At 72.5% G+C, this 15,178-nt stretch carries 12 protein-coding genes; 10 read left to right on the top strand and 2 right to left on the bottom strand.

Annotated features, from left to right (window positions below; all coding sequences use genetic code 11):
* Positions 1-5: 5 nt before the first annotated feature.
* The 3 genes from OG440_RS15160 to OG440_RS15170 all read left to right on the top strand — a co-directional run bounded on the left by OG440_RS15160 (position 6) and on the right by OG440_RS15170 (position 4,071).
* Complete coding sequence (locus OG440_RS15160; RefSeq protein ID WP_406007358.1) at positions 6-2,003, top strand: hypothetical protein; 1,998 nt, start codon at positions 6-8, stop codon at positions 2,001-2,003.
* 20 nt (positions 2,004-2,023) lie between these two features.
* Positions 2,024-2,566, top strand: a complete 543-nt coding sequence (locus OG440_RS15165) for a hypothetical protein (protein WP_406007359.1) — start codon at positions 2,024-2,026, stop codon at positions 2,564-2,566.
* 440 nt (positions 2,567-3,006) lie between these two features.
* Positions 3,007-4,071: a glycoside hydrolase family 26 protein gene (locus tag OG440_RS15170; RefSeq protein ID WP_406007360.1), complete on the top strand. Its 1,065-nt coding sequence runs from the start codon at positions 3,007-3,009 to the stop codon at positions 4,069-4,071.
* On the opposite strand, the gene OG440_RS15175 is transcribed toward OG440_RS15170, so the two are convergent.
* Both OG440_RS15175 and OG440_RS15180 read right to left on the bottom strand, forming a co-directional pair.
* Positions 3,992-6,358, bottom strand: a complete 2,367-nt coding sequence (locus OG440_RS15175) for a lipopolysaccharide biosynthesis protein (RefSeq protein ID WP_406007361.1) — start codon at positions 6,356-6,358, stop codon at positions 3,992-3,994. The genes OG440_RS15170 and OG440_RS15175 overlap by 80 nt on opposite strands.
* Positions 6,351-7,586: a DegT/DnrJ/EryC1/StrS family aminotransferase gene (locus tag OG440_RS15180; protein ID WP_406007362.1), complete on the bottom strand. Its 1,236-nt coding sequence runs from the start codon at positions 7,584-7,586 to the stop codon at positions 6,351-6,353. The genes OG440_RS15175 and OG440_RS15180 overlap by 8 nt, the downstream gene beginning before the upstream one ends.
* Positions 7,587-7,887: 301 nt before the next feature.
* Between OG440_RS15180 and fahA the strand changes: the two genes are divergently transcribed.
* The 7 genes from fahA (at position 7,888) to OG440_RS15215 (ending at position 15,170) form a co-directional block, all read left to right on the top strand.
* On the top strand, positions 7,888-9,099 hold the full coding sequence (gene fahA / locus OG440_RS15185; protein WP_406011361.1) for a fumarylacetoacetase: 1,212 nt from the start codon (positions 7,888-7,890) through the stop codon (positions 9,097-9,099).
* A gap of 592 nt (positions 9,100-9,691) precedes the next feature.
* Positions 9,692-10,630, top strand: a complete 939-nt coding sequence (locus OG440_RS15190) for a M56 family metallopeptidase (protein WP_406007363.1) — start codon at positions 9,692-9,694, stop codon at positions 10,628-10,630.
* Between the two features lie 267 nt (positions 10,631-10,897).
* Positions 10,898-11,686: a GntR family transcriptional regulator gene (locus tag OG440_RS15195; RefSeq protein WP_406007364.1), complete on the top strand. Its 789-nt coding sequence runs from the start codon at positions 10,898-10,900 to the stop codon at positions 11,684-11,686.
* Positions 11,687-11,906: 220 nt separating this feature from the next.
* Positions 11,907-12,134, top strand: coding sequence for a ferredoxin family protein (locus tag OG440_RS15200; RefSeq protein ID WP_020130156.1), 228 nt, complete (start codon positions 11,907-11,909; stop codon positions 12,132-12,134).
* 15 nt (positions 12,135-12,149) lie between these two features.
* Positions 12,150-13,490 (top strand): ABC transporter substrate-binding protein, encoded by a 1,341-nt coding sequence (locus tag OG440_RS15205; RefSeq protein ID WP_406007365.1) that lies wholly within the window; start codon positions 12,150-12,152, stop codon positions 13,488-13,490.
* Positions 13,487-14,368: an ABC transporter permease gene (locus tag OG440_RS15210; protein ID WP_406007366.1), complete on the top strand. Its 882-nt coding sequence runs from the start codon at positions 13,487-13,489 to the stop codon at positions 14,366-14,368. Before OG440_RS15205 ends, OG440_RS15210 begins: the two co-directional genes overlap by 4 nt.
* On the top strand, positions 14,352-15,170 hold the full coding sequence (locus OG440_RS15215) for an ABC transporter ATP-binding protein (RefSeq protein WP_406007367.1): 819 nt from the start codon (positions 14,352-14,354) through the stop codon (positions 15,168-15,170). Before OG440_RS15210 ends, OG440_RS15215 begins: the two co-directional genes overlap by 17 nt.
* Positions 15,171-15,178 lie beyond the last annotated feature (8 nt).

Here is a 15,178-nt window from a genome sequence, read left to right on the forward strand (position 1 = left end):
TCGACGTGCCACACGTGCCGCACCACGTGCCACCACACGTGCCCGTACCGAGCACCGAGAGCAGCGAGCTGCCCACCCCCGACCTCTCCGCCGGACCGGGCACTCCCGGCAGCCCGGGCAGCACGGGCAGCTCGGAGAGCACGGTCGGCCCGGGCAGCACGGTCAGCCCGGGAAGCAGGGGCCCGAGCACCGGCGGAGACCGCAGAACCTGGCGGGTCCCGCGCCGGCCACCGGACGCCGGCCTGCTGACGCTGCTGTTCGCCGCCGGGCTGTGGGTGTACGCGCTGCCCCGCATCGGCTTCCGCGAGATGGGCGACTACGGGCTGCTGGACCGGCTGCCGGTCACCTACTACCTCTCGCTGCTGGTGCTCACCGCGGGCTTCGTCCTCAGCCTGCGCCGCGCGGGCACCGCGCCCTGGTGGCCGGCCGCGCACTGCGCCGCGCTGCTCCTCGCGCTGAAGGCGCCACCGGCGGTGTTGTACGACGCGGTGCGCTACCCATGGGCCTCCAAGCACGACGCCATCGTCAACACGCTGCTCGCCAACGGTGAGCTGCGACCGGGCGCGGCACTGTCGGGCAACATGTCCGCCTACGACCAGTGGCCGGGTTTCTTCACCCTCAACGCGGGCCTGGTGCGCGCCTTCGGTGTGGAGAGCGCCGCCGTCTACGCCAACTGGGCGCCGATCGTCGTCGGTCTGCTCATGATGCCGGTGCTGGTCCTCATCTACCGGACCTTCTGCGAGGACTGGCGGCTGATCTGGACCGCCGTGTGGATCTTCCAGCTCGCCAACTGGGTGGGCCAGGACTACTTCGCCCCGCAGGCGCTCGCCTATCTGCTGCATCTGACGGTCCTCGCCGTGGTGCTGCGGCACTTCGTGCGGCCCGGATCCGCCGGACGGCTGCGTGACCGCACCTTTCTCGACCCGGTGGCCGCGCCCGTCCCGCCGCCCACGGGGAGGAAGCAGCGCGCGGTGTGCGTGGTGATCCTGGCCCCGCTGATCGCCGCCATCAACGCCACGCACCAGCTCACCCCGGTGATGCTCACCATCTGTCTGGTGGCGCTCAGCCTCACCCGCCGCTACCGCAACTACGGACTGCTGGTCGTGGCCGCGCTGCTGATGCTCACCTGGGACCTGACCATGGGGCGGCCGCTGTTCGTCGAGACGCTCTCCACCATCAGGAAGTCGATCGGCGAGCTGACGGAGAACTCCCGCGCGGGCTACGCGGGACAGCTCACCGGGCCCGGTCCGGAACTCGCGGGCACCGCCAACGTGGTGATGGTGCTCGCGGTCGCGGCCCTCGCCGGGGCCGCCGTGCTGCTGCGGCGCCGGCTGACCCGCAGCGCGCTGCCGCTGCTGCTGGTGTCCGTCGCCCCGGTACCGCTGTTCGCCGTCAACGACTACGGCGGCGAAATGCTCTTCCGCGTCTATCTGTTCGCCCTGCCTGGCGCGGCCTTCTTCGCCGCCGCCGCGCTCGTGCCGGCCGTCGCGGGGACCCACCGCAGCAGGGCGAAGGCACTGCGGCGCAGAACGGCGGCCTTCGCCCTGCCGGTCGTCCTGCTCGTGCTGCTGGCCGGCTTCCTGCCGTCGTACTACGGCAAGGAGAAGATGTTCTACACGCCGCCGGAGGAGACCGCGCTGATCACCAGGGCCCTCGACAACGCCCCCGACGGCTCGCTCATCCTCGCCACCAGCGGCTCCTTCCCGCAGGCGCTCCACCGCTACGACCGTCTCGAGCACTGGTTCTTCGCCGAGCAGGCGCTGCCCGAGAACGAGAAGATGCTGAAGGACCCGGCCCGCTACCTCGCGGACGGGATCCCACCGGGCGCGAAGGCGTACGTCGTCCTCACCCGCACCCAGGACATCTACACCGCCGGGGAGGGCCTGCTGCCGGCGGGCGGATTCGAGACCCTGCGTTCGAAGCTGTCCGCCTCGCCCCTCTTCCGGACCGTCGAGAGCCATTCGTACGGCGTCGTCCTGGAGTACCGCCCGGCCACCCGATGAATGACCACAAGGTGATCGAAGTGACGACCACAGGCTCCGAGGACATCGACAACGAGCACACCGCCGAAGAGGCCGAAAGGGCCGGAGGGACTCCAGGGGCCGAAGGGACTGAAGGGGCCGAGGGGACTCGAGGGGTCGATGACGACGGGCCCGGCAGGTTCACCTCGACGCAGGGAAGAGTCCTCGTCGCGGCCTCGGGCTGGGTGGCACTGGCCGCCACCGCCGTGCCCGGCCCCTCCCCGCTGCGCTGGATCCCGGTGCTGCTGTTCGTCCTGTCCGGTCCCGGCTGTGCGGCCCTGTATCCGCAGTCGGGTCGGCTGGCCTCCGGCGCCAGGCTGGAGGCGGTCGCCCTCGCCGCGCCCATCAGCCTCTCGCTCGGTGTGCTCACCGCCACCTCGCTGTTCCTGGTGGAGGCGTTCTCCCTGACCGCCTTCCTCGTCGCGCTCGCCTGCTTCACCACCCTCACCGCGGCCCTGCCGGGGCTCCCGCTGCCCGCCGCCCGGCGCGGCGCGGTCGAGCGCGCCAAGGTCAGGCGCAGGCCTTCCGGCGGCAGCGACCTATGACGGGACGGCATCGGCTGCGCGGGCCACGCAGGCCGGCCGAACCACACGGAGTGAGGGACGTGGAGAACCACAGGGGGGACGGGAACGACTTGGAGTACGGCTCAGGCCCCAGCTCGGCGGACGACGGGCCGAACCCCAGCTCAGGGGACGGCAAACCGACCGCTCCGAACCCCGGCCCGGGGGACCTGCCGGGGGACGGCTCGGGGGACGCCTCGGGGAAGCCGCCGGGGAACGGCACGCCGAACGGTCCGGCGGGTGGGCGGACGAACGCTCCCGGGCACGGTCGTGCGGACGCTCCCGGGCGGACGGAGGCTCCCGCGGGCGGTCCGGCGGACGCTCCCGCGGGGGGTCCGGGGAACGGTCCCGCGGGCGGTCCGGCGGACGACGCTCCGGGGAACGGTCCGAGAAGCGTCAGGCGCACCTACACCGCTGTCGCGCTGGTGGCGGTGGCCGCGCTGCTCGCCGGGCTGGGCATCTGGGCCGGCCGCTCCGAGGACCCGGATTCCGCCGCGGGCGCCCTGCCCGACAACGCGGCCTCGGGTGAGCTGCCCACCGGTTCCTGCGCGCCCACCGACACGCTGATCCCGCCCTGCGGCGCCTGGTGGGGCGCCGCCGTGCCGTACGCCGCGGACGGCTCGCTCAAGGACGCCGTGCACGGCTTCGAGAAGAGGATCGGCCGCAAGCTGGACCTCGTCTACAACTACCACGACATGTCGGGCACCACGCTCGACGGGCAGCTGCTCACCCCCGACGAGCAGGAACTGGGCAAGGACAGGCTGCTCATGCTGGCCTGGGAGTCCACCGTCTGGACCGAGCCGCACCACGAGAACTGGACGGAGACCCAGCTCGGCTGGAAGAACATCGCCTCCGGCGAGCACGACAGGACGATCCTCGATCCGCAGATCCGCCGCATCAAGGCCTACGGCAAACGCGTCTTCCTCTCCTTCGACCAGGAGACCGACGCCCGGATCAAGGAAGGCGCGGGCACCCCGGAGGAGTTCGTCGCCGCGTATCGCCATGTCCGCGACCGGTTCCGTGAACTGGGAGCCGACAACGTGGTGTGGGTGTGGACCGTCTCCGGCTACCTCGGCAGCGCGGCCGACATGAAGGCCCTGTACCCCGGGGACGAGTACGTCGACTGGATCGCCATGGACCAGTACAACTACTACCAGTGCCACGGCACCACGGACTGGAAGGACTTCCTGCGCAGCCAGCGCCCCAGCTACGAGTGGCTGCGCGAGAACATCAGCGACGAAAAGCCGGTGATGCTCGCGGAGTTCGCCACCGCACCGGACGCCGACGCCCCGCAGCGACAGCGCGACTGGTACACCCGGATCCCCTCCGCCGTGAAGAAGCTCCCGGAGGTGAAGGCGCTGGTGCACTGGAACCGGCCGACCTCCGAGGAGCCCGAGTGCGATCTGACCGTCAACGACGGCCCGGGTCTCGAGGGTTACCGGGAGGCGGGCCGCAACGGCTACTTCCACCAGCCCGTGCCGTCCCGCTGACCGCGCCCCGAGGCTGTCCGGCCTTCACCCGGGCACGGGCGGCCGACGACAGGACCACGGCGGCGAGGACGAGGACGACGAACAGGGGCAGTGCCGTCGGCGCTAGTTCCTGCCGCCACACCCAGCCGCCCACCGCGACGAGATACAGGACGCCCCAGCGCCCCGGCCAGGTCAACCAGCGGTCCGCCCGCGCGAGCAGCAGCCACAGCGGTACGAGACACAGCAGCTGCACGGCGGGCGGTGTCCAGCGCAGCAGCGGTTCGGGCCCGTCGAGCCCCGTCCACTCCGCGAGGGAACCGGCCGCCTTCGCGTACCAGGCGCCTCCGACCGGTGACGGCTCCCGGCCGAAGGCGAGGGGCACGGCGTACAGGGCGAGCAGCACCGAGCCCAGCGCCACCCCCGGCAGCAGTACGCCACGCGCGGCGCGCAGCGTCACCGTGCCGACGAACACCACGAGCAGCAGACCTCCCGCGACGAGCGCCGCGAGCGGCAGCGCCGCCAGCAGCTGACGTCCGGTCAGCGGGTCCTCGGGCGGGCCGTCGAGCCACGGCAGATCGCGCAGCGCCGTCCAGAAGACGACGGTGGCCAGGCCGAGCAGGCCCCACAGTCCGCCCACGACCCACCGCTCCCGGCTTCCCGTCGCGGCGGTGGCCTCCCGTTCCCGGCTCCCCGCCGGGGCGGCGACCCCCCACTCCCGGCTCCCCGCCGGAGCGGCTCTCCTCTCGGCGTCGGGCTCGTGCGGGGGCCGCTTTATCAACGCCAGCGTGTCGGCCTGCAGCGCCTCACGTTCGTACCCCGGACGTCCTATGAACAGGGTGACCGTGTCCTCGTCGACGCCGTCGCGTTCGGACGCCGCCCGGCGCGCCCAGTTCGTGCCGTACCCGGCGGTGGCGTTCAGCCGCGCCCAATGGGTGCCGTAGGCCGGGGCGGCGGACGAACGGCCGCCGGGCGGAGAGTCGTTGCCGCGCAGTGCGGAACGCAGACCGACGGCGGAGACGGCGGCGATCAGCGTCATGCTGATCAGCACCGCCCAGCCGGCGCCCGCGATCCCGGTGGGGGCGAACAGCACGGCGGCACTGCCCAGCACCAACGTGCACATGGCGCCCTGGAGCGCGGCCAGCATCCCGGTACGGCCCTGCACCCGCAGCACTCCGATGTACAGCTCGACCACCACCCGGGGCAGCGCCCCGGCGGCCAGCAGCCGCAGCACGGTGGTGCCGTGCTCGGCGTAGTCCTCGTGGAACGGCAGCAGGATCTGGGGGGCGAACACCACCAGGACCAGCACCACCGGCACCAGCAGCAGCGTCATCCGGCGCAGCGCCCCCCGGACGCCCTCGGCGAGCTGGCGCGGATCGTGCGAGGCGTGCGCGGTGAGGGAGGAGGCCATGTTGATGGCCATGAACTCCATCGTGCCGCCGACGGTGTACGCCACGTAGAAGTAGCCGTTCTCCGCCGCGCTGAAGCGGACCGCGACCATCACCGGCAGCAGGTTGATCATCGCCAGGCTGAACAGCGCGCCCAGCGAGTCCCCGGCCAGGAAGCGTCCCATCTCGCGCAGTTGGGGAGGCTCCAGGTCCCGGTCGGCGGCGGCCTGGCGCGGGATCAGCCGCCGGAAGATCAACCAGCCCAGCGGGATCGTCGAGAACGCGATCGCGACGGCCCAGGACACGAAGATGCCGAGCACCGGCAGCGCGGTCGCGCACACGGCCAGCAGGATCAGCTTGCCGACGGAGAACACCGCGTTGCCGAGGGGCACCCAGCCCGATCTGCGCAGGCCGGTGAGCACCCCGTCCTGGAGCGTGAGCAGCGCCCACGCCACACACGCGACGACGAACGCCGTCCCCGCGGCGACCGTGCCGAGCGGCGCGTACGTCGCCCCCCACAGGTCCAGTGTGAGCAGGAAGACGAAGGCCGCGACGGCCACGACCACCGAGCTGACCGCGTACGCCCGCCACACCAGCGAGCCCGTGGCCCGCCCCGCGCGCGGCACGAAGCGGACGACGGCCCCGATCATCGTCGTCGCCGTGATGCTGGCGAGCAGCCGCATCGCCGCGATCGCGGCCGAGCCCTGACCGACGGCCTCCTCCGAGTAGTAGCGCGCGGCGACCAGCCAGAACCCCAGGCCCAGCACGGCGGACACGCCCGTGCTGAGCATCAGGAAGTAGGCGTTCCTGAACAGGGATTCGGAGCCGCGGGCCCTGTCGGCCGGCGACGCGTCCGTCGTTTCCCTTCCGACGGACGGCGCCGGCGCCTCGGACACCTGGATGTCGGCCTGCGTCTCAGCCACGGGTCGGCTCCAGCCCTCCCGGCGCCTCGGCCGGCCGTACGCCGGACTCCTGGAGCACCTCGACGACCTGCCGGGCCCGCAGCGGATCCACGGGCAACGCGTGCCGGGCGAACCAGCGGGCCCCCGCGGGGTCGGGCGACGGGTCGGTGAAGGCGGCACCCGCGTAGTCGTCCAGCGGCGGGTCATAGAGGTACCCGACGACGATGCCCCGCCGCGCGAGCGCCGCCCTTGCGGCGTCCCGGTCGGCGACGAACAGGGGTACCCGGAAGAGGGGTTGGACCCGATCGGCGCGGGGTGGCGCGGTCCGCGCCCACGGCGTGGACAGGAGCACTTCGGTGCCCGCCCGGCAGGCCGCAAGCACCTCGTCCAGGCGGTCGAGCCTGCGCCCGATCCGGCCCGCTCTCAGCGGTCCCGAGCGCAGCCGGTAGTCGTGCATGTCGACGCGGACCCAGGGGTCGTGCGCGGTGAGGTCCGGCGCCGCCTCGACGGCACGGACCAACTCGGCCGGCCGCAGCGGCATCCGGATCTCCTCCCGCTCCATCAGCCCGAGCAGCCGCATCGTGGCCCACGCGGCCCGCCGCAGCCGCAGCCCCCGTACGGTCGCCTCCGCGTACGGCCGGACGGTGTAAACGAGTTCCGCCGTGAGCCGTCCCGGCAGCAGCAGGTCCTCGCAGGTCTTCGCCAGGGCCTCGCGCAGCCCCGGGTCGGCGCAGGCCAGGAATCCACCGGCCTTGGCACCGACATGCTTGGACAGGCTGAAGACGGATGCGTCCCCCCAGGCCCCGACCGGTCTGCCCCCCACTTCGCTGCCGATCGCGTGCGCCCCGTCCTCGAACAACGGGATGCCCAGGGCGTCGCACTTCTTCCGCAGTCGCGGTGTGTCGTCCGGGTTGCCGTACAGATTCGTCGTCAGGACGCCGGAGAGCGAGCTCCACATCTCGTCGGGCACGGCATCGACGTCGATCGACGCGTCCAGCGGGTTCAACGGCGCCTGCACGGGCCGCAGTCCGGCCGCGAGCAGGACGAAGAAGATCACGTCGTCGTTGACCGGCGACATCAGTACCCGTCCGCCGGGCGGGCACCAGTGGCGCAAGGCCACGTACAGCCCGAATCTGCACGACGGTACGTACACGCATTCCCGGCCGAGTCTGTCGCGCATCGTCGCTTCCAGCCGCTTCGGCCGTGAGCCACGCCGCGCCGACCCGAGGCCGGCCTCCCCTATGGCCATCCGCCCCCCAGTTGTGCCAGGGGAAGGCCCCCTCCCCGAGGCCTTCCAGCACCCGCCCAGAGTCTCCCCTTTCGCACCGCTCCGTCAAGATTGCGGACCGGCCCGCGGACGACTCGGGGTGAGCGGGCGGAAGCGGAGAGCTGCGGGCCGACCTGGCTCGCCGGTCCGGCCCCCATGTCACTTCCGCCACGTCGGCCGTAACCTGTGGCGCGGCTCGGCGCACCCGCGCGACACCCGTTCGAGGTCCGGCGAGTCCGACATGGCGAGCACCCAAGAGCGCACGAAAGAGAGGCAGTACCCGATGCCCCCCTTCGACCTTCCCGAGGGCGACCCCTTCGGCCCGCACAACCTCCCGTACGGCGTCTTCTCCCTCCCGGGCTCCGCGGAACGGACCGTCGGCGTCCGGCTCGGCGACCACGTCCTCGACGCGGGCGCGGCGGCCCGCGCGCTCGGCTCGCCCCACGCCGGCCTGCTCTCCTCGCCGACGCTCGACCCGCTGCTTGCGGCGGGACGCACGACCTGGTCGCAGGTGCGCCGCGCGCTGACGGAGTGGGTGACGGACCCCGCCCACCGGCCCACCGTCGAACCGCTCTTCCACCCCCTGTCCGGCGTGAGCCTGCACCTTCCCTTCCAGGTCGCCGACTACGTCGACTTCTACTCGTCCGAGCACCACGCCCGGAACGCCGGAGCGATCTTCCGCCCGGACGCGGGGGACGTCCTCCTGCCCAACTGGAAGCACCTGCCGATCGGCTACCACGGCCGGGCGGGCACGGTCGTGGTCTCCGGCACGGACGTCGTCCGCCCGTCGGGGCAGCGCAAGGCGCCCGACGAGCCGGCACCCGTCTTCGGCCCTTCCGTGCGGCTCGACATCGAGGCCGAGGTCGGCTTCGTGGTCGGCGTACCCTCGCGGCAGGGCAGCCCGGTCGCGCTGACCGACTTCCGCGAGCACGTCTTCGGTCTGTGCCTGCTCAACGACTGGTCGGCCCGCGACCTCCAGGCCTGGGAGTACGTCCCTCTCGGCCCGTTCCTCGCCAAGTCGTTCGCCACGTCGGTGTCGGCGTGGATCACCCCGCTGGAGGCCCTGGAGAACGCGCGGGTGACGCCTCCGGAGCGCACCCACCCGCTCCTCCCTTACCTGGACGACGCGGCCACCGAGCCGGGCGGTTACGACCTGCGCATCTCCGTCGCGCTCAACGGCCAGGTGATCTCCGATCCGCCCTTCGCCACCATGTACTGGACCGCCGCCCAGCAACTCGCCCACCTCACGGTCAACGGCGCCTCCCTGCGCACCGGCGACCTGTACGGCAGCGGCACGGTGAGCGGCCCCCATCCGAACGAGCGCGGCTCCCTGCTGGAACTGACCTGGAACGGCCGCGACCCGCTGGAGCTCCCCGACGGCAAGCGCACCTTCCTGGAGGACGGCGACGTGGTGACCCTGTCGGCATGGGCTCCCGGCCCCGACGGAGCGCGAGTGGGCCTGGGAGAGGTGACCGGACAGGTGATCGCCGGGTGAAGCACCCGGCGGCGGTGCTGGCACCGGCGCCGACTTCCGAGCCAGTGGCCGAACCTGCGGCGGTGCAGGCACCGGTACCCGAGTTGACGTCGGCGTCAATGCCGGTGTCGGCACTGGTGTTGGCTCCGGTGCCGTCGTCGGCCCCGCTGTCAACGTCAGTTCGGGTGCCGGTGCCGGTCCCGGTCCCGCTGTCGGTTCGGGTGCCGGTGCCGGTCCCGGTCCCGCTGTCGGTTCGGGTGCCGGCGTCGGTCCGGGCGTCGGTGACCGACCCGGTGGTGGAGCGGCCGGTGGCGGGGCGGCCCATGTTGGGGCGGCCGGTGGCGGTGAGGCCCGTGGTGGGGCGGCCGGTGGCGGTGAGGCCCGTGGTGGGGCGGCCGGTGGCGGTGAGGCCGCCGAGCCGGGGTGGCCGGGGCTGAATCGGGAGGTCGTCTTGGGCTGACTCCCGGAGGAACCGCCGTCATACTGGCAAGGGGCACGGTCCTCGTGCCGAGCCCGCCGCCCGCAGCGGGCCGCACGCACGCGGGTTCGCCCGACGCACCCCGCGCGCACGTGACCCACGCCCCCATCCCGACCAGGATCCGGAGCCCATGGCATGACCCTCTGCCTGCTCCTGCTGAGCGTCGTCGCCCTGTTCGTCGCCGTGCCCGCTCCCCGGGCGCTCACCCGGTCCGCCTGGCCCGAGCGGGAGCCCGTGATCGGACTGTGGGTGTGGCAGTGCCTGGTCGCCACGGTCCTGCTGTGCTGCCTGACCGCGCTGACCCTGGGGACCGCCGCCGTGTTCCACACCGTCCGCACCCGGGTCTTCGCCCCCGCTCCGCCCGGGGTCTCCGAGGCGTACGACCTGTCCGCCGCCCCCCTGTGGGCCTCGGCCCTGACCCTGCTGCTGGCCTGCGGGGCCGCCTGGACCACCGCGATGCTGGCCCGCGAAGCCGTCGAGGCCCGTCGGCGCCGCGGCCGGGCCAGGGCCCACCTGCGTGAACGCGCCCCCGACCTGCCCGCCGGCCTGCCGTCCGCCCGAGGCCCGCTGCTGGTACTGGAGGACGAGTACCCCGACGCCTGGTGGATGCCGGGCAACCCACCCCAGCTGATCGTGACGACCGGCGCCCTGCACCGCCTCACCTCCCACCAGCTGGACGCCGTCCTGACCCATGAGCGCGGCCATGCCCGCGCCCACCACGACTGGCTGCTCCACCTGTCGACCGCCCTCGCCACCGGCTTCCCCCGCATTCCGCTCTTCTCCCATTTCTGCGACCAGACCCACCGCCTGGTCGAACTCGCCGCCGACGACACCGCGTCGCGTCGCTGCGGGCACCTGACCACGGCGCTGGCCCTGATCGAGCTCAACCAGCACCGGGGCGTCCTGTCCTGCGCCTCCAGCAACCGCCTCCTGGGCGAGCGCGTCGACCGCCTGCTCCAGCCGCCCCCGCGCCTGCTCCTCAGACAGCGGGCGCTGACGACGACGGTGGCCACGCTGGTGCCGCTGGTGCCCCTGCTGATCACCTTCGCCCCGGGACTGACCGCGCTTGCCTGACGGGCGTGACCCGCGTCGTCCCGACCATGTCGCCTGACGGTGCCGTCCCGACCGCCTTGCCCTGACGGCGCCGTCCCGACCTGTCGCCCAGACGGCGCCGTCGCGACCGCCTTGCCCGTCGGCGCTGTCCCCACGGTGTGTCCGACCTGGCAGATCTTGTGCAAGCCGGACTCGTTTTCCCAGGTCAGCGACTTGTCTGACGCTCTCGCAGGTGGCGCAACACTCCGGCAACACCCCTTTTCCTACTGGCTCGCTATGGTTCGCAACATGCCACCCACCGACCGCATCCGAGACCACGCCGGCCAGGGCGCGACCACCGTCGCCGCCCACCGTGCGCGCCGGCGGCTGCGAGCGGACCAGGCCCGGCAGCTCGCGGACCTCCTGCGCCGCCAGCTGCTCACCGACGGCTTTCCGGACGGCGCGCTTCCCCACGAGTCGACCCTCGCCGGTGACTACCGCGCCTCCCGCAACACCGTCCGCGAGGCTCTCGACCTGCTCCGGGCGGAGGGGCTGGTGGAGCGCCTGCCGGGTGTCGGCACGGTCGTCGTGGCACAGAAGTACCCGCACGGCCTGGACCGTCTGATGGGCCTCGCGGAGACCCTGCACGAGCACGGCCACGTCACCAACGAGGTCCGCACGATGGGTCCCGTCGCCGCGCCCGCCCCGGTGGCCGACCGCCTCCGGGTCCCGCCCGGCACCGACGTGCTCTACATCGAACGCCTGCGCCGTCTGGGTGGCCTCCCCCTCTCTCTCGACCTCACCTACATCCCGCTCGACATCGGCACCGCCCTGCTCGGCGCCGACCTGGAGAACACCGATGTCTTCCGGCTCCTGGAGGCCGTCACCGGGCAGCCCCTCGGACACGCCGAGATCACCCTGGAGGCGGTGACCGCGGACGCCCACTCAGCCGCCGTACTGGAGGCACCACGTGGTGCCGCCGTCCTGATGCTCGAGCGCCTCACCCACCTCGCCGACGGCCGCCCGGTGGACCTGGAGTTCATCCGCTTCCGCGGAGACCGCATCTCGATGAGCGGCCTGCTGCACCGCTCCCTCTGACCCCTCCCCTCTATATCGCTTCCGGCCCCTTCGCCGCCCTCCCGTTGATCCTCTTCGCCCCCTCCCGCTCATCCCCTTCTCCGCCCTCTTCTCAGCTCATCCGCCGCCCTTCTCTCCGCCCTCTTCTGCGCCCTCGACCTTTGATCGTTCGGCACGGCCTCATCGGTTCACGGCCGGACGGGATTTCTCAGAATTTCTCGGGACTTTTCTGGAGACAGCCATGACCCTGGCACCCCAGCGGGCCGACGTGCCCGTGACCATCGACGAGTCGAAGTGCATCGACGGCTGCACGCTCTGCGTGGACATGTGCCCGCTGGACTCCCTCGCCATCGACGAGAGCAACGGCAAGGCCTACATGCACGTCGACGAGTGCTGGTACTGCGGCCCGTGCGCGGCGCGCTGTCCCACCGGTGCCGTCACGGTCAACATGCCCTACCTGCTCCGGTGAAAGGTCCGAACCTCCATGAAACGCAGCGCGATCACCGCGTCCGCCGCCCTGCTCCTGCTCCCCCTCACCGGCTGCGGCAGCGCCGAGGCCGGCAGCGGCTCCACGGTCACCGTCACCGTCGGCTACCAGTCCAAGACCATCAACACGGTCACGGCGGGCACCCTGCTGCGCTCACTCGGCTACTTCGAGAAGGAGCTGAACGCGCTCGGCGACGGCACGACCTACAAGGTGGACTGGCAGGACTACGCCACCGGCGCCCCCATCACCGCGCAGATGACCGCCGGGAAGATCGACATAGGCTCGATGGGCGACTTCCCGCTCCTCATCAACGCGGCCCGCGGCAAACAGCTCGGCAAGCCCACCCACCTGGTGTCGGTCACCGGCTACAACCTCCGCGGCGGCCTCAACACCATCGTCACGGCGCCCGGCTCCCCGCTCACCTCCATCGAGGACCTCAAGGGCAAGAAGGTCTCCACCAGCATCGGTTCCGCCGCGGACGGCACCCTCGTAAGGGCCTTGAAGCGCGCCGGCATCGACCCGGCCAAGGGCATCGAGAAGCTCAACCAGCAGCCGGCCGTCGGGGCGTCGGCCCTCGCCGCGGGCAGCGCCGACGCGCTCTCGCAGTTCGTGGCCTGGCCCGGCCTGCTGGCCTACCAGGGCAAAGCGAAGGCCCTGTACGACGGCGCCCAGTTGGACCTGCCCACCTTCCACGGTGTCACCGCCCGCGAGGACTTCGCGAAGAAGCGCCCGTCCGTGCTGGAGGCGTTCCTCAAGGCGCAGTCCGAAGCCACCGACTACCTCGACACCCACCCGGTGACGGCCGCCGAGAAGGTCGCCGAGGCCACCGGCCTGCCGGCCGAGGTCGTCTACCTCTACAACGGCGCCCACGGCATCTCCACCTTCGATCCGGCCGTCAAACCACAGCTGGTCTCCGCACTGAAGAAGGACGTCTCGATCCTCAAGGCGGCCAAGCTGACCGGAGACATCGACGTGGACGCCTTCGTCGACGACCGATACGTGAAGAAGGCGCTCGGCGCGTCCTACGCGAAGCAGCTCGCCGCCTCACCCGCGCCGGCCGCGAGCGAGGTCTGGCCCAAGGGCGCCACGGAGACCCGTACCTTCAAGACGCCCGCCGAGCTGCTGGCCCATGTCGCGCAGCACAAGGACGGCATCCGCGCCGCGTACGTCCCCGACGCCACCACCGGCACCCTGTGGTTCGCCGACAAGGCCGTCTGGGTGGCCGACGGCACGACGCTGCTGCCGTTCGTCGCCCCGGCGACCGCGCAGGCCTACGTCGGCGCGCATGGCGGCGCCCGTGTCGTCACGTACGCCGACGCGCTGGGACGGGCGTCGTGACCAGGTATGTGCTGCGCGTCGCCTCGGTGGCGGCCGCCCTCGGCCTATGGCAGCTGCTGACCAGCCTGGACGTCGACCTGTGGCTGCGTTTCTCGCAGTTCCCCACGGTCGCCGACGTGGCGCGCGCCTTCGCCGACCGCCTGGCCGGCGACGACTACTGGACCGACCTCACCGACAGCCTCACCCGCATCGTCGCCGGGTTCCTCCTGGCCGCCGCCCTGGGTGTGGCCACGGGCGTGCTCGTGGCACGCTCGCGCCTCGCCGAGGACCTGCTCGGACCGATCCTCGAAGTCGTCCGCCCGATCCCCGCGATCGCCCTGGTGCCCGTCGCGATCCTGCTCTTCCCCTCCAACGAACAGGGCATCGTCTTCATCACCTTCACCGCCGCGTTCTTCCCGGTCCTGGTCTCCACCCGGCACGCGGTCCGCGCGCTGGCCCCCGGATGGGAGGAGGCGGTCCGCACGATGGGCGGTGGCCGGTGGCGGATCCTTCGCTCGGTCGTCCTGCCCGGGGCGCTGCCGGGCATCTTCGGCGGCCTGTCGGTCGGCATCGGGGTGTCGTGGATCTGCGTGATCTCCGCCGAGATGATTTCCGGTCAGTACGGCGTCGGCTACCGCACCTGGCAGGACTACACCGTCGTCGACTACCCGGGAGTGTTCGTCGGCATGGTCACGATCGGCGTGCTCGGCTGGGCCACGTCCACGGCCGTGGAACTCCTCGGCCGTCGCCTCACCCGGTGGCTGCCCCGCACGTCGTACGTCCCCGCCGGCCGGCCCCGGCCGAAGAGTCCCCGGTCGGCCGCTCGGTCGCCGGAGGCCTCCCCCGCCGTTTCCACCGGACCCGAACCCGAGGAGGCGCGCGATGAGCACCTCGTCTGAGACCCGCGAGACCACCCGTACGGACACCGCCGCCGCAGGGGCGACCACCACGGCCACCGGTACGGCCGCGCGCGGGACCCGGCTCACCCTGCGCGCGGCGACCCTCGGCCGCCCCGACGCCGCCGCCCTGGCCGAGGTCGACCTGGACGTCACGCCGGGCGAGATCCTCACCGTCGTGGGCCCCTCGGGCTGCGGCAAGTCGACACTGCTGCGCACGCTGGCCGGGCTGCTGCCCGCGCTGGCCGGAGCCGTGGAGCAGGACGGCCTGCCGATCGGCGGACCTGCGGCGGAGCGCGCGCTGGTCTTCCAGGAGGACGCCCTGCTCCCGTGGCGCACCCTGCTGGCCAACGTCGAACTGCCGCTCGCGATCCAGGGCGTACCGCGCGCGGAGCGCAGAAGGCGGGCCGCGACCTGGCTCGAACGGGTCGGACTCGCCGACCGCGCCCGGCAGTTGCCGCACCGCGTCTCCGGCGGCCAGCGCCAGCGGGCGCAACTGGCGCGCGCCCTCGCCGCGGGCCCGCGCGCCGTCCTCATGGACGAACCCTTCGGCGCCCTCGACGCCCAGACCCGCGCAGGCATGCAGGACCTGCTGGTCGAGGTGCTGCGCGGCACGGGCGCGACCGTCGTCTTCGTCACCCACGACGTGGACGAGGCCCTGTTCCTCGGCGACCGTGTGGCCCTCCTCGGCGCGGGCCGCCTTCTCGCCGTACGGGACGTGCCGCGTCCACGCGACCGCGCCGCCCACGACGACCCGGCGCGCGTGGCCCTGCGGCGCGATGTCCTGACCTCACTGAGCATCTGAAAGGCACC

Origin of the sequence: Streptomyces sp. NBC_00637 (genome assembly GCF_045161545.1) — a bacterium.
Lineage (GTDB): Bacteria > Actinomycetota > Actinomycetes > Streptomycetales > Streptomycetaceae > Streptomyces.

What these genes read in the sequence shown, in the direction of transcription:
- OG440_RS15180 (WP_406007362.1), bottom strand. Translation starts at nt 7,586, where the DNA reads ATGGCCATAGGGGAGGCCGGCCTCGGGTCGGCGCGGCGTGGCTCACGG.
- fahA (WP_406011361.1), top strand. Translation starts at nt 7,888, where the DNA reads ATGCCCCCCTTCGACCTTCCCGAGGGCGACCCCTTCGGCCCGCACAAC.
- OG440_RS15190 (WP_406007363.1), top strand. Translation starts at nt 9,692, where the DNA reads ATGACCCTCTGCCTGCTCCTGCTGAGCGTCGTCGCCCTGTTCGTCGCC.
- OG440_RS15195 (WP_406007364.1), top strand. Translation starts at nt 10,898, where the DNA reads ATGCCACCCACCGACCGCATCCGAGACCACGCCGGCCAGGGCGCGACC.
- OG440_RS15200 (WP_020130156.1), top strand. Translation starts at nt 11,907, where the DNA reads ATGACCCTGGCACCCCAGCGGGCCGACGTGCCCGTGACCATCGACGAG.
- OG440_RS15205 (WP_406007365.1), top strand. Translation starts at nt 12,150, where the DNA reads ATGAAACGCAGCGCGATCACCGCGTCCGCCGCCCTGCTCCTGCTCCCC.
- OG440_RS15215 (WP_406007367.1), top strand. Translation starts at nt 14,352, where the DNA reads ATGAGCACCTCGTCTGAGACCCGCGAGACCACCCGTACGGACACCGCC.